Source organism: Burkholderia sp. NLJ2, from assembly GCF_049487195.1.
In the GTDB taxonomy this organism is placed as follows: Bacteria; Pseudomonadota; Gammaproteobacteria; order Burkholderiales; family Burkholderiaceae; genus Burkholderia; species Burkholderia pyrrocinia.
Genome location: NZ_CP137810.1, coordinates 1,714,740 through 1,728,182, shown reverse-complemented (window position 1 = coordinate 1,728,182; position 13,443 = coordinate 1,714,740). Strand labels below are relative to the sequence as shown.

Sequence of the window (13,443 nt, the reverse complement as noted above, 5' to 3'; positions counted from 1 at the left end):
GCCCGCGCACGGATGGCCGGCGCTCCCGCGAGGGCGGCCGGCAGAACTGCGGAGAGGAACATGGCCAGGCAGAAGAGTCTTGCGGAATCGCCGTGCCCGGTGGCGCGGGCGACCGATATCGTCGGCGATCGCTGGGCGCTGCTGATCGTGCGCGACGCGTTCGACGGCGTGCGCCGCTTCGGCGATTTCCGCGCGAGCCTCGGCGTCGCGAGCAACATCCTGTCCGACCGGCTCAGGATGCTGGTGGACGCCGGCGTGTTCGACGTCGTGCCGGCGTCGGACGGCACCGCGTATCAGGAGTACGCGCTGACCAAGAAGGGCGAGGGGCTGTTTCCGGTCATCGTGATGCTGCGGCAGTGGGGCGAGGCGAACCTGTTCGCGCGCGGCGAGCCGCATTCGGTGCTGGTCGACCGCGACACGGGGCGCGCGATCCGCAAGCTCGCGCTGCGGCACGACGATGGCCGGCCCGTGAAGGCGGCCGAGACGGTCGTGAGGAAGGTCGGCGACGAAGCGGGCGCGACGCGGCGGTGAGCGTCAGGCGCGGCGGCGGCAGCGTGACGTCGTTCGATGCGTACGGGCGCTTGCTGAAGAGCAACGCCGACCGGCGGCTCCACAGGCTGACCCTGAGAAATACCTGTCTCGATTGAGACGAACTCGAAGCGCCGCAGGCATTGCATCCGAAGCTGCGGTTCATGGTGATCGAGGCCGGCAGGGGCGGCTACGCGAGTCATTTCAAGCGCAACGTGTTTCCGTGGCGTTACCTGATCCAGCGTGATCCTGGCGAAGCGTGACCGCAATGACCGCACACGGTCAATCGGCCGCCGGCACCGCCCGACGCGCGGGCAACGCGCCGCGATGCGCATCGGGCCGGACCAGCGTCGCGAGCAGCGCGGCGATGACCAGCAGCGCGACCGACACGGCCGTTTCGATCCGCAACCCGTCGCCGACCTGCCACGCACTGCCGCCGCCCGCGAGCGCGCCGAACGCGGCGACGCCCATCGCGCCGCCGGCCTGCCGCGCGGTATTCAGCACGGCCGACGCGATGCCGGCCCGCTCGGGCGCGACCGACGCGAGCACGGCTGTCGTCATCGCCGGCACCGCGAAGCCCATTCCCGACGGAATCAGCAGGAACGGCACGAGCAGCACGGGCAGCGGCGTCGACGCATCGACGAAATGCAGCGACCCGTAGCCGAGCGCGGCGACGAGCGCGCCCGCGATCATCGGCACGCGCGGGCCGTGACGCGCGACGACCCGGCCGCTCGCGAGATTCGACAGCAGGAAGCCGCCCGTCAGCGGCAGGAACGCGAGACCCGCCTGCAACGCCGATTCGCCGCGCGCGCGCTGCAGGTATAGCGCGAGCACGAACACGGTGCCGTAGTACGTGAGGTTCACGCAAATCCCGAACAGCACGGCCGCGCTGAACGTGCGATGGCGAAACAGCGACAGCGGCAGCATCGGCGTGGCCGACCGCGATTCGACCGCGACGAACGCGAGCGCGGCGAGCGCCGCCAGCGCGAAGCCGCCGGCGACGACCGGGTGCGCGAAGCCGAGTGGCCGCCATTCGATCACGGCGCCGGTCAGCGCGGTCAGCATCGCGATCGCGATGAGCTGGCCGCGCAGGTCGAGCGCGCGGATGGAACGGGTGCGCGCGGCCGTCTCACGGCGTGCGGGTACCCACGCGAACGCGGCCGCGAGCCCCGCCGCGCACAGCGGCAGGTTCACGAGGAAAATGCCGCGCCAGCCCCACGCTGTGATCAGCAGGCCGCCGACGACCGGGCCGGCCGCGATCGAGATCGAGCCGGCCGCCGTCCACCATCCGACCGCCCGCGCACGCAGGTGCGGGTCGTGCCGGCACGCGTCGTTGAGCAGCGCGAGCGAATTGGGCAGCATCGCCGCGGCGCCGACACCCTGCAGCGCGCGGGCCGCGATCAGCATCGCGGGCGCGCTCGCGGCGCCGCACGCGAGCGACGCAAGCGCGAACAGCACGAGGCCCGCGACATACAGGCGGCGCGCGCCGAAGCGGTCGCCGAGCGCGCCGCCCGACAGCATCAGTACCGCGAACGCGAGCGTGTACGCATCGACGACCCACTGCAGGCCGGCGACCGGCAGGCGCAGGTCGGCGGCGAGATGCGCCAGAGCGATGTTGTCGATCGTCACGTCGAGCTGCGTGACGACGAAACCGGTGCTGACGGTCGCGACGACGCGTGCCAGCGCGGGCGGGAAGGCGGGGGAGGGAGCGGTCGTATCCATGCGCCCATCGTAGGACGCGGCGGGCCGGCGATGTTTCAGCGGTACGTGAAGCGTCGAAACGCGCGACGCGGTGCGGCCGGGCTGCGAGCGGGAACGAAGCGGGAATGAAGCGGGAAAGAAGCGGGAAAGAAGCGGGAAAGAAGCGGGAAAGAAGCGGGAAGGAAGCGGGAAGGAAGCGGGGAAGCAGCGGGGAAGAAGCGGGGAAGAAGCGGGGAAGAAGCGGGGAAGAAGCGGGGGAAGAAGCGGGGGAAGAAGCGGGGGAAGAAGCGGGGGAAGAAGCAGGCAAGAAGCAGGCAAGAAGCGGGGGCGATGAAGGTTGCGGCCCGACCGATTCGCACGCGGTTTGCGGAACCGTGCCGCTACATGGATTGACGCGTGTCCAGGGAGGCGAATTCGCTCAATGCCGCTCGCCGCGCCAGCGTCCCGGCGCAACGCCGAAGCGCTTCGTGAACGCATGCGTGAACGTGCTTTGGTCCGCGAAGCCGACCATGCCTGCGATATCGACGAGCGGATACCGGCCGTCGGCGAGCAGCACGATCGCCGCGTCGAGCCGCAGCCGCTGCAGGTAGCGATGCGGCGTTTCGCCGAATGCATCGACGAACAGTTGATGAAACGAGCCTATCCGAAACTTTGTGTGCGAGGCATAAACTGGCGACCAAGGAGCCACTTTTATGCCACGCAAACGCAAGGAAGAAGTGACGATCGAACCGGGCAAGGGCTTGAACCTGGACCCGGAACTGATCAAGCAACTGGTGCCCGGAACGCTGGACCGGGCGACGATCAACGAGCAGCTTGCCGCGCTCAAGAAGGCGATCTTCGAGCGGGCGCTGGGCGGCGAACTGACCCACCATCTCGGCTACGAGAAGGGCGAGGCCAAGCCGTCGGACAGCACGAACCACCGCAACGGCACCAGTCGCAAGCGCATCACGACCGACGACGACCTGCTCGACGTCGAGATTCCGCGTGACCGCGAAGGAACGTTCGATCCGGTGCTCATTGCCAAGGGCGAGCGACGTTTTACCGGCTTCGACGACAAGATCATCGCGATGTACGCGCGCGGCATGAGCGTGCGGGAGATTCAGGGGTTCCTGCTGGAGATGTACGGCATCGAGGTATCGCCGGACTTCATCAGTACAGTGACCGACGCGGTGATCGACGAAGTGCGTGAATGGCAGCAGCGGCCGCTCGAGCCGATGTATCCGGTCGTGTTCTTTGACGCCTTGCGCGTCAAGATTCGCGACGAAGGCGTGGTCCGCAACAAGGCGATCTACTTGGCGCTCGGCGTGCGCCGCGACGGCACACGTGATGTGCTCGGCCTCTGGATCGAGCAGACCGAGGGCGCCAAGTTCTGGCTGCGGGTCGTCAACGACCTGAAACTGCGTGGCGTGCAGGACATCCTGATCGCCGTGGTCGACGGCCTGAAGGGCTTCCCGGAAGCGATTAACACCGTGTTCCCGGAAACGACGGTTCAGACCTGCATCGTGCATCTGATCCGCAACTCGCTGGACTTCGCGAGCTGGAAAGATCGCAAGTCGGCTGCCGCCGCGCTCAAGGAGATCTACCGGGCACCGACGGCCGAGGCGGCCGCCGTGGCGCTGGACGCGTTCGACGCTGGACCGTGGGGCACGAAATACCCGCCAATTGCCGCGCTCTGGCGGCGAGCCTGGGAGCAGGTGATTCCCTTCTACGCGTTCGCGCCGGACATCCGGAAGATCATTTACACCACGAACGCCATTGAGTCGCTGCACATGCAGCTTCGCAAGATCATCAAGGCGCGCGGCCACTTCCCGTCGGACGAGGCCGCGCTGAAGCTGATCTGGCTGGCGCTGCGCAACGTCGTTGCCAAGTGGACCGGCTCCCGGCACGATTGGAAGAGCGCGATGACCCAGTTCGCGCTGCTTTACCCAGAGCGCTTTAGTATCGGAATCTGAGTTTTAACCCGCCTCACACACGAAATTCCGGATACCTCCCCCATTCGGGCATCGCCAGCTCGACGACTTCCTTGCCCTTCAACGGTCCCTGGACGTGGATGACTTCTGCTTGTCACTTTCCGAGGCGGATTGGCAGAAGTCACCGTGAGCTTTAGCCTGACTGGCTGCCCCGAAATGTGCAGCGGACGTCGGGAACTTGCGCGGCAGTCGGCAGCTTCGGGTCGATCGCTGCCGAACGACGAATTCTCCATTGAGTGTGCCGAAACTCACCTGCCGCCGTTGCGCCAGATGAGGCACGCCTAACTTCACCCCCTCAAAAAATCGACCTCCCCGTATAAGTCGTCAACCACTCCAACGCCAACGTGCTGGCACTCCGGCAATATAAACTGACATGTAATCCGTCCGGCACAGACCGCGCGCAAGTGCTACGCCTCTGTCGATGACCAAGTTCGGCCAGGAACGGCGTTGCGCAGTTAATCATCTTTTTCCGTGGGCGGCCGCGCATTCTTGCGCATTCGGCTGCAGACAGTATGCTTGCACTATCGAGCCAGCCGTCTGCGCCAGGCTTGGTAGCCAGGTATCTCGGATTTGTTGCCCCGGCGCCTCCGCTGATAACACCTTTCCTGTTCGGAGTATTCGCGATGACCACAGACGCATCCACTCTTGAGCCGATCACAATTGGTGGCCTGACAGTGCGCTATCTCATAGACGGATCCGCCGCGAAGGGCATGGGCGTCTTCGAGTTGACGATCGCTCCGGGGGCAAACGTTCCGCCACCACATAGCCACACCCACAGTGAAGAATGCATATACGCGTTGGCGGGGCTCATTCGCTATTCCGTCGACGGTGTTGTCAGGGATCTGGCGCCGGGGCAGTGGATGCATACACCCAAGGGCTCCGTCCATGCGTTCAGCAACCCTCATCAAGCCACTGCCAGGGCACTAATCGTCCTTACTCCTGACCTGGGTGCGCAATACTTTCTGGATGTACAAGGCGTTGTGAATGCCGGCGGGCCGCCAGACCGCCAGAAGTTGTTGGCAGTCATGGCCCGCTACGGGCTCGTTCCTAGCGCTCCGATTCCGGCAGTCGCCCGACAATCCGTTGAAGACGATGTGCGTGCGTCGCAAGAACGCCCCTTGACCTGAGCGTTGAATGGCCGCTTTCCGTTTCGCCGAAAGGCAGCTTCGGGCCGACTGATGCCGATCGCCGAGTTCCCCATTGAGCGCGCCGGTGCGCGCCGATATGAATCGGCCGCCGTTGTGCCAGATGAGGCACGCTTAACTTCGCGGATTCAAAAAATCGACCGCCCCGAATAAGTCGTCAACCATTCCAAAGCCAACGTCCCTGCGCTACGAATATATAAACTCGCATGTGATTCCATCGGTATCGACGGATGGGCGAGTGCCGTGCTGCCTTCGACGACCGAGTTCGGCCATGAAGAGACCATCGTCCGGTGCGTCGCTAGGACATTCAGACGGCAGCCCTGCTCCGCGAGCAGACGTACGATTGACGGTAGCCGGCGTCACGTCACCGGCCGGAGCGATTATTCGGTAAGCTTCCCACGGCCAAATCCAAAGCGTCCGAAAACGGACGTCCATCTTGACTATCGCTTGATACGAATGAACAAACCACTGACTGCGCAGGAGGCGGCTCGCAACGCCGCCGCGGCGAACGTGTTCCGACTTATGGCCTCCGAGGACAAGGGGGAGAAGTTCGTGCAGGACTTGCGCAACCTTCCCGACGTGGCGCTGGACATGATGGCCAAGCTGAGCGGGGTCCCCGAGCATCAGCTGCACATCCATCGAGCCATGATTCGGAACGAAGATAACGAGTTCATGCGCGAGCTTGCTCAGGTAGACGGATTGCTACGGCCGGGCGACGTCATTTTGATGACTAGCAACCGGTTCTTGGCTAACGCTCAGAAGGTCCTGTACGTGAACGCGAAGTCGAGTCATGTCGCTCTTGTGCACGCAGACTTCGTCTGCATTGACGCGATCCCCAAGGCGGGTGCGTCTAACCGGATCGTCTCCGAGGTCCTCGCTGATGCCGAACCGGGATGGCGCGTAATCCGGCACAAGTCGATTGGCCCGAACGATATGGAAAGCATCATGAGAGCGTGCGCCTTTTACCTGGCGCAGCCCTATTTGATTCTTCCGTCCAAGAAGCCGGCGAAGAATTTCGCCTACTGCTCTGAGTTGGCGAGGAAGGTCTACCGGGACATCGGCGTGACCAACAGCGGCATCCCCGACAAGAGCATCATCGGCCCAGCGCATTTCGACCAGCTCGCAGACGAACACAATGAATGGATGGATGTCACTGACACCGTTCGCCCTGCAATCGAGTTTTGCCAGAAGTACGAGGAACTGGTTCGAGTGAGCGCCAAATTGTTCATCGACGGCCTAAAACTGAATCGGCAACGCTTCAACGACAGGACCAACCAGTTGGCGAAAATCCAGATTCTCGCCAAGGCTGGAAAAATCTCCAAGGAGGAGGCTAAGGAGGCGACAGCGCAAATCCGAGACATTGAACGTAATATGAACCACGCCTTCTGGGACGTGAATCGGAAAGCATAACGCGCCCATGCGTTTGATTCGACGGAAATCTGTTCGCAGGCCGGTTGCTGAGGCCGAAAATTCGCCAGCGGCTTCTTGCCGTCTATGGCGGCTGTAATCCGAAAAGCGACGCATATGGTGCAAGGCGCTAAATGGCAGAAGCGGGTCGAACAGGGCCGTTCAAAGTGACTTTGTCGAGCCCTTGTCGGCGGTGACTTAAGATTGCCAGCTAGAATCTGCTGGTTCCGTAGCCACAAACTATTTATTGTGCGGAATAACTCACCGGACGCGTCCTTTCCTCTATGACTGCCGAAAGTGGCAATGAGCACCTCTCGCTTCCGTGCTCATCGCCGACGTTCATTCACGCTCACTTAATCAACGGCAAGTTCTCAAGGTTGTCTCTAGTGGAACTATCCCTTTCTGTCTTCAGGTAGTCTGTGGTGACCGGGATGATCTCAAGCTTCGCCCCGGCTTTCCAATTTCCATCTGTTCCCCTCGTCATCGTACTGAATGTCTTTTTTTTGTTGATCAGCTCAATGACTTGCGGACGGGTCATTTCCACGGATGCCTTAAATTTGCCGTCCGAGCCAACTTCATGCACTCTTAATTTCGAGATATGGCTGTTGTCGCTGTTGTACTCAACAGCGGACACGTAATAATCAAACTTCGCCATTTTAAGATTTCTCCTTTTCCCCGGCGGTAGCGCCTAGAACACAGTGTACGACAGGGAGGAGCCCGTTGGTGAAGACGAGTCAGGGGTCATTCATCCGGCTGTCGTTAATTGGGCCTTTTTCTACCGATCGCGCTGCATATGCTGTCGCCTTCAAGATTACGTCTCGCGAACGCCACTGGAATCGTCTTGTGCGGTCTTCTTACCTTCGCTCAGCGCACGCCGAGCGCTCGCTGCGAAGAATAAGAGAGTGGCCGCTGTTTCTCGAAACCGGACGTCAACCGCGGATGATTTGCAATGACCGCGTCGGGTCGATTGCTGCCGATGGCCGAATTTCCCATTGAGCGCTCTGGCGCGCGCCGACAGGAATCTGCCGCCGTCGCGCCACATGAGGCACGCTTGACTTCGACGCTTCAAAAGATCGAGCGCCCCGAATAGGTCGTCAACCATTCAAGAGCCCTGGTCCCCGCCAACGAATTCCCATTAGCATCGAGCCCCGGCGCCCACACGCACACGGCCATCTCGCCGGGCAGCACCGCGACGATCCCGCCGCCGACGCCGCTTTTCGCGGGCAGCCCGACGCGATACACGAAATCGCCGGCCGCATCGTAGGTGCCGCAGGTCAGCATCAGCGCCGACAGCCGCTTCGCGGAACTCGAATCGACGATCCGCTCGCCGGTCACCGGCGCGACGCCGCCGTTCGCGAGGAACAGTGCGGCGCGCGCGAGTTCGACGCAGTTCATCGTGATCGCGCACTGGCGGCAATACGCATCGATCACCGTGTCGGGCGGCATCTGCATGTTGCCGAAGCTCGCCATGAAATGCGCCATCGCGCGGTTGCGCTCCGCGTGCTGCAGCTCCGACAGCGCAACGCGCGAATCGTAGTCGATATCGGTCGCGCCGATCAGCCGCCGCACGAATTCGACGAGCGCCGTCTCGGCCCTCACGAAGCGGCGGCACAGCACGTCGGTGACGACCAGCGCGCCGGCATTGATGAACGGATTGCGCGGCTTGCCGCGCTCGCTTTCGAGCTGCACCAGCGAATTGAACGCGGTGCCGGACGGCTCGCGGCCGACCCGCTCCCACAGCGCATCGCCCAGCAACTGGAACGCGAGCGTGCACGCGAACAGCTTCGAGATGCTCTGGATCGAGAAACGCTCGTACGCGTCGCCGACCGTGTAAACGTTTCCGTCAAGCGTCACGACGGCCATCCCGAACTTGTCGGCGGGCACGTTCGCGAGTTCGGGAATGTAGTCGGCGACCCGTCCCTGGCCAATCCAGGGGGCGAGTTCGGTGTGGATGCGTTCGAGGATCGTCTGGTAATTCATCACGTCAGGCAGGGTAGAGGCGTGGCCCGGATTCCGGCGAGCCCGTATGGAACCGTCCCGGCGCCAATTCGTCAAGCGCGGCCGGCATCGAACCCTTATTTTTGAGACAGGCAAACGGGCAATCGGCGGGCGCAGTATCATGCGGTACGTTTCGGCCGATGGCCGGCGTCCGGCACCGGCCGGCGCCGCCGCGGCTTCCCCGATGACTCGACCGTTGCCCATGTCTTTTCGCATCCTGCTCGTCGAAGACGACACCCGCCTGTCCACGCTGATCGCCGGCTACCTGCGCAAGAACGACTATGAAGTCGACACTGTGCTGCATGGTGACGCCGCGGTGCCGGCGATCCTGTCCATTCGCCCCGATCTCGTCATTCTCGATGTGAACCTGCCGGGCAAGGACGGCTTCGAAATCTGCCGCGAGGCGCGCAAGCAGTACGACGGCGTGATCATCATGGTGACGGCGCGCGACGAGCCGTTCGACGAGCTGCTCGGCCTCGAATTCGGTGCGGACGACTACGTGCACAAGCCGGTCGAGCCGCGCATCCTGCTGGCGCGGATCAAGGCGCAGCTTCGCCGCGCGCCCGCGCGCGCGACCGAGAGCCCTGCGTCGCAGCCCGAACGCTATGCATTCGGCAAGTTCTCGATCGACCGCACCGACCGTACCGTCGTGCTGCCGGACGGCAGCACGCCCGATCTGACGTCGGCCGAATTCGACCTGCTGTGGGCGCTCGTGTGCCATGCGGGCGAAGTCGTCAGCCGCGACGACCTGATGCTGCAGTTGCGCGGCGTCGAATTCGACGGCCTCGACCGCACGATCGACGGGCGCATTTCGAAGCTGCGCCGCAAGCTGCGCGACGACGCGAGCAACCCGCAGCGGATCAAGACGATCCGCAGCAAGGGTTACCAATTCAGCAAACACGCGTGGGACTGACGCCGCCGCCAGGCGACGCCGTCACGTTCCGCGCGGGCATTCCGCCCGCCAGCCGGGAGCCGCGATGATCCGACGAACCCTTTCGCACCCCGATGCACCGCCGTTGTCGACACTGCGCTATGTCAGATGGCGCTGGCTGCATTTCCGCCGCGCGTGGACCGATACGCGGGCCGACCGCATTCCGAGCTGGTCGCGCCTGTACGTGCGCACCTACCTGCATCTGCTCGGCCTCGTCTTGCTGACCGCGATCGTGCCGGCGCTCGCGCTGTGCGTCGAATTGTCGCCGCAGGTCGTGTGGCATGCGTTCGACTCGCTGCCGGGCGACATCTGGATCGTGCTCGCGTTCGTGTTCGCCGCGCCCGCGCTCGCGGCATACCGGTGGATGCGGCCGGTCTGGTCGGATCTCGTGATGGTGCGCGAGCGCGCGATCGACTTCACCGGCGGGCGCTTCAACACGCGCGCACGCGAATCGCACAGCGTGATCATCGGCCCGCTCGCGCGCACGCTGAACGCGCTCGCGATGCGCATGGAGCGGCTGATCGCCGCGCAGCGCGATCTCACGAACGGCATCTCGCACGAGCTGCGCACGCCGCTCGCGCGCGTGCGCTTCGCGCTGGAGATGCTGCGCGAGCCCGCTTCCGCCGCCGAATACCAGGGGGCGCTCGAGAGCATCGCGCAGGACGTGACCGAGCTCGAGGAATTGATCGACATGAGCCTCACGTTCGCGCGGCTCGAATACAGTTCGCTGCAGTCGAACCTGGAGATGACCGCGCCGGTCGCGTGGTTCGAGCACCAGGTGAACGACGCGCAGCTGCTGTATCCGGAGTGCACGATCGAGTCGCGCGTCGCGCTCGAGTCGGACCTGCGCGTGAAGATGGACCGGCGGCTGATGTCGTACGCGATGCGCAACCTGCTGCGCAACGCGAGCAAGTATGCGCAATCGCGGATCGTCGTCGGCATCGCGATGGAGCACGGCAACATCGGGATCTTCGTCGAGGACGACGGCCCCGGCGTGCCGGAGCGCGAGCGCGAGCGGATCTTCGACGCGTTCGTGCGCCTCGACCGCCGCACCGGCGGCTACGGGCTCGGGCTGTCGATCACGCGGCAGGTGCTCCACGCGCACAACGGCCGGATCGCGGTCGTCGATCCGGTCGAGCTCGGCGGCGCGCGCTTCGAGATCAGCTGGCCGATCGGCACGGCACGCGCCGCGGCCGGCCCCGCGCACTGACGGCGGGGCGCGCGCCGGGGCGTCTGGCGCGGCGCCCGCGCGTCGTCAGTACGTGCGGCCGAGCTGCAGGTAGATGTTGCGGCGGCCGCCGGGCGCGAGCGCGATACCCATGTAGACCGGGCCGAACGCGGTCGACAGGCTCGTGAAGAACGTGTAGCTCTGCTTGAACGCGCCGCCGCCGACCCTCACCCCGCTCAACCAGACATTGCCGACTTCCGCGCTGGCACCGATCGACAGCGCCTTGATCGGCGATGCGTTGAACGTCATCAACTGGTTCATGTAGGTCACCTGCGCGTACGCGAGTTCGTTGCCGTTCAACTGGTCGGCCGCATAGGCCGACAAATGCTGGAAGCCGCCGAGCGTGAAGTTGAAGGCGTTGATCACATTGGTGCCGCCTATGCTCTTGCCGCCTTCGATCGTCGCGCTGATGCTGTGCCGACCGAACTGCTGCGCGATCATCGCCTTGCCGTAGATCTCGGTGTATGGCGCGTCGCTGATCCCGTCGGCGAAATCCTGCGCCGACTCGCCGTTGCGCGACACCAGCGAGCGTTCGACGCGAAACTCGGTGTAGTAGCCCTTGCGGGGGAACATCGGATCGTCGAGCTGGTCGATGACGAACCGCGCGCGCGCGGTCAGTGCCCGCGACGAGAAGCTGGGCCACAGCAGCGTCTGGCCGCTGTCGTCGAGCGGGATGTTGTAGGTCGGCGAGCCGTGCCCGGTCACGTAACCGAGGCCGATCCGGAAATCGCCGAGGCGGGCGATCGGCAGGCCGAGATCGACACCCGCGCGCGCCGTCTGCATCAGGTACTGCGCCATCTTCACGTTGCCGCTCTGGTCGTACAGGTTCGCGTAGCGGCGCTGGTATTCGGCGTAGGGCGAGATGTAGACGCCGTACGCCATCGGCAGCGGCTGGCGCAATTCGACGCGCGCCGACTGCAGGTCGCTGCCGATCGTCGTATCCGCGCGGAACTCGAGGCCCGATTCGGTGAGCCAGGGCCGCCGGTAGCCGACATGCAGGCGGAAGCCGCCCTCGTCGGTCGAGCTGCTCGACATGCCCAGGCCGAACAGCAGGAAATTCGGTCCCCAGTATTTCTCGCGCGCGTTGATCTCGAGCACGTTCTCGTTGCCGTGGCTCACGACCTGCTGGGTGACGCTCTCGAAGTTGCCGCCCGTCGTCAGCCCGAGCAGGTCCTGGCTGACGGTCTGCGGATCGTAGAGGTCGCCGGGCTTCACGTGCAGCGCGTCGCTGACGACGCGCTTCGGCACGCCGCCGCTCGTCTTGATCTCGATGCGCGTGATCCGGACCGGCGGCGGCAGCGGCTGCGCGTGCGCCGAGCGGTAGGCGGCGTATTCCTCGGGGGTGAGCGCGTAGCGCTTCAGGCGAGGCAGCGCGGCGGTCGCCGCCGCTTCGCCGGCGGAGATGGCCTGGCGCGCGTTCTGGAAATCGGTGAAGCCGAGCGAGCCGAGCGCGGGCGTGAGCAGCACGTCGTTCGCGGTGATCTGCTGGCGCTGGGCCGACACGTTCTGGCGAATCAGGATGCCGACCATCTGCTGCATCACGTCGGCGGGCGACGCGAGCGCGTCGAGCGGGCGCAGTTGCGAGCCGATGTCGACGGCGATCACGACGCTCGCGCCCATCTGCCGTGCGGTGTCGACGGGCAGGTTGCTGACGAGGCCGCCGTCCACCAGCGCGCGCCCGTTGATCTCGGCCGGCGCGAACAGGCCGGGCATCGCCATGCTCGCGCGGATCGCGAGCGGCAGCGAGCCGTGGTCGAGCACGACCATCTGGCCCGTCTGCAGGTCGGTCGCGACCGCGCGGTAAGGAATCGGCAGGCGGTCGAACGGCTGGTTGGTCGGCACCGAGGCCGTCCAGTTGGCGAGCAGCGCCTGCAGCCGGTTGCCCTGCACGAGGCCGACCGGCGCTTTTACGCCTTTCTTGCCGAAGCCGAGCGTCAGCCCGTTGATGTACAGGCGTTCGTCTTCCCGGCTGGATTGCGGCAGGTCCGCGCGGTCCGTCACGTCGAACGCGATATCCGCGAGGTTGACCTCCGACAGCCGCTTCTGCATGTCGTCGGCAGCCATCCCGCTCGCGTACAGGCCGCCGACCACGGCGCCCATGCTGGTAGCCGCGATGCAGTCGACCGGGATACGGTTTTCCTCGAGCACCTTCAGCACGCCGAGGTGCGCGTAGCCGCGCGCGCCGCCGCCGGACAGCACGAGGCCGATCGACGGGCGGCCGGCCGGGCCGCCGTCGGCCGTGCAGTCGTGCGTGGCGGCGGGCGTTGCGGCAGTGGTAGCGGCGGTGGCCGCGGCCACGGACGGGCCGGTTGCAGCGGGGGCGGGCGCGGGTTCGGTGGCCGGCAGCGGTTGCGCGGCGACCGTGCAGCACCAGAAGGCGACGAGCGTCGCGCAGAGCGGGCGCACCCGCGCCCAGCGGAAGGAAACGGTCGCTGTCATGGTGGAAATATCTGGGTGATCGGGCGTCTGCGGCCTGCCGGGAGCAGGCAAGACCGAGAGATTACCGTGTTTTACAGGCGCAACGCGAGAGGCCGT

General features: G+C 64.9%; 10 protein-coding genes and 1 pseudogene. 6 read left to right on the top strand and 5 right to left on the bottom strand.

Going from position 1 to position 13,443, the window contains the following annotated elements; genetic code table 11:
* Window positions 1-60: 60 nt before the first annotated feature.
* A complete protein-coding gene (locus R9B84_RS30085) occupies window positions 61-531 on the top strand; it encodes a winged helix-turn-helix transcriptional regulator (RefSeq protein WP_423761112.1) in 471 nt (156 codons plus the stop codon).
* 279 nt (window positions 532-810) lie between these two features.
* On the opposite strand, the gene R9B84_RS30080 is transcribed toward R9B84_RS30085, so the two are convergent.
* Together R9B84_RS30080 and R9B84_RS30075 are read right to left on the bottom strand one after the other, a co-directional pair.
* On the bottom strand, window positions 811-2,250 hold the full coding sequence (locus R9B84_RS30080; RefSeq protein WP_423761111.1) for an MFS transporter: 1,440 nt from the start codon (window positions 2,248-2,250) through the stop codon (window positions 811-813).
* 397 nt (window positions 2,251-2,647) lie between these two features.
* A pseudogene (locus R9B84_RS30075) lies at window positions 2,648-2,866 on the bottom strand (helix-turn-helix transcriptional regulator); the annotation flags it as partial.
* Window positions 2,867-2,921: 55 nt separating this feature from the next.
* Between R9B84_RS30075 and R9B84_RS30070 the strand changes: the two are divergent.
* The 3 genes from R9B84_RS30070 (at window position 2,922) to R9B84_RS30060 (ending at window position 6,754) form a co-directional block, all read left to right on the top strand.
* The gene (locus R9B84_RS30070) at window positions 2,922-4,181 is read left to right on the top strand and encodes an IS256 family transposase (RefSeq protein ID WP_027787261.1); all 1,260 of its coding nucleotides are present in this window, start codon (window positions 2,922-2,924) and stop codon (window positions 4,179-4,181) included.
* A gap of 641 nt (window positions 4,182-4,822) precedes the next feature.
* Window positions 4,823-5,326, top strand: coding sequence for a cupin domain-containing protein (locus tag R9B84_RS30065; protein WP_423761110.1), 504 nt, complete (start codon window positions 4,823-4,825; stop codon window positions 5,324-5,326).
* 474 nt (window positions 5,327-5,800) lie between these two features.
* A complete protein-coding gene (locus tag R9B84_RS30060) occupies window positions 5,801-6,754 on the top strand; it encodes a hypothetical protein (RefSeq protein WP_423761109.1) in 954 nt (317 codons plus the stop codon).
* 346 nt (window positions 6,755-7,100) lie between these two features.
* Here the strand turns inward: R9B84_RS30060 and R9B84_RS30055 are convergent, their stop codons facing one another.
* The gene (locus R9B84_RS30055; RefSeq protein WP_423761108.1) at window positions 7,101-7,406 is read right to left on the bottom strand and encodes a DUF3892 domain-containing protein; all 306 of its coding nucleotides are present in this window, start codon (window positions 7,404-7,406) and stop codon (window positions 7,101-7,103) included.
* A 410-nt stretch (window positions 7,407-7,816) separates the two neighbouring features.
* Window positions 7,817-8,731 carry a glutaminase gene (locus R9B84_RS30050; RefSeq protein ID WP_423761107.1) on the bottom strand — a complete coding sequence of 305 codons (915 nt, stop codon included), beginning with the start codon at window positions 8,729-8,731 and terminating at the stop codon, window positions 7,817-7,819.
* 220 nt (window positions 8,732-8,951) lie between these two features.
* Between R9B84_RS30050 and R9B84_RS30045 the strand changes: the two genes are divergently transcribed.
* Both R9B84_RS30045 and R9B84_RS30040 read left to right on the top strand, forming a co-directional pair.
* Window positions 8,952-9,662, top strand: a complete 711-nt coding sequence (locus tag R9B84_RS30045) for a response regulator (protein ID WP_047902631.1) — start codon at window positions 8,952-8,954, stop codon at window positions 9,660-9,662.
* Between the two features lie 64 nt (window positions 9,663-9,726).
* The gene (locus tag R9B84_RS30040) at window positions 9,727-10,890 is read left to right on the top strand and encodes an ATP-binding protein (RefSeq protein ID WP_423761106.1); all 1,164 of its coding nucleotides are present in this window, start codon (window positions 9,727-9,729) and stop codon (window positions 10,888-10,890) included.
* A 45-nt stretch (window positions 10,891-10,935) separates the two neighbouring features.
* Here R9B84_RS30040 and R9B84_RS30035 read toward each other — a convergent pair whose 3' ends face one another.
* Window positions 10,936-13,347, bottom strand: a complete 2,412-nt coding sequence (locus tag R9B84_RS30035; RefSeq protein ID WP_423761105.1) for a patatin-like phospholipase family protein — start codon at window positions 13,345-13,347, stop codon at window positions 10,936-10,938.
* Window positions 13,348-13,443 lie beyond the last annotated feature (96 nt).

Coding starts and splice junctions, on each gene's coding strand:
- R9B84_RS30085 (WP_423761112.1), top strand. CDS start 61: ATGGCCAGGCAGAAGAGTCTTGCGGAATCGCCGTGCCCGGTGGCGCGG.
- R9B84_RS30080 (WP_423761111.1), bottom strand. CDS start 2,250: ATGGATACGACCGCTCCCTCCCCCGCCTTCCCGCCCGCGCTGGCACGC.
- R9B84_RS30070 (WP_027787261.1), top strand. CDS start 2,922: ATGCCACGCAAACGCAAGGAAGAAGTGACGATCGAACCGGGCAAGGGC.
- R9B84_RS30065 (WP_423761110.1), top strand. CDS start 4,823: ATGACCACAGACGCATCCACTCTTGAGCCGATCACAATTGGTGGCCTG.
- R9B84_RS30060 (WP_423761109.1), top strand. CDS start 5,801: ATGAACAAACCACTGACTGCGCAGGAGGCGGCTCGCAACGCCGCCGCG.
- R9B84_RS30055 (WP_423761108.1), bottom strand. CDS start 7,406: ATGGCGAAGTTTGATTATTACGTGTCCGCTGTTGAGTACAACAGCGAC.
- R9B84_RS30050 (WP_423761107.1), bottom strand. CDS start 8,731: ATGAATTACCAGACGATCCTCGAACGCATCCACACCGAACTCGCCCCC.
- R9B84_RS30045 (WP_047902631.1), top strand. CDS start 8,952: ATGTCTTTTCGCATCCTGCTCGTCGAAGACGACACCCGCCTGTCCACG.
- R9B84_RS30040 (WP_423761106.1), top strand. CDS start 9,727: ATGATCCGACGAACCCTTTCGCACCCCGATGCACCGCCGTTGTCGACA.
- R9B84_RS30035 (WP_423761105.1), bottom strand. CDS start 13,347: ATGACAGCGACCGTTTCCTTCCGCTGGGCGCGGGTGCGCCCGCTCTGC.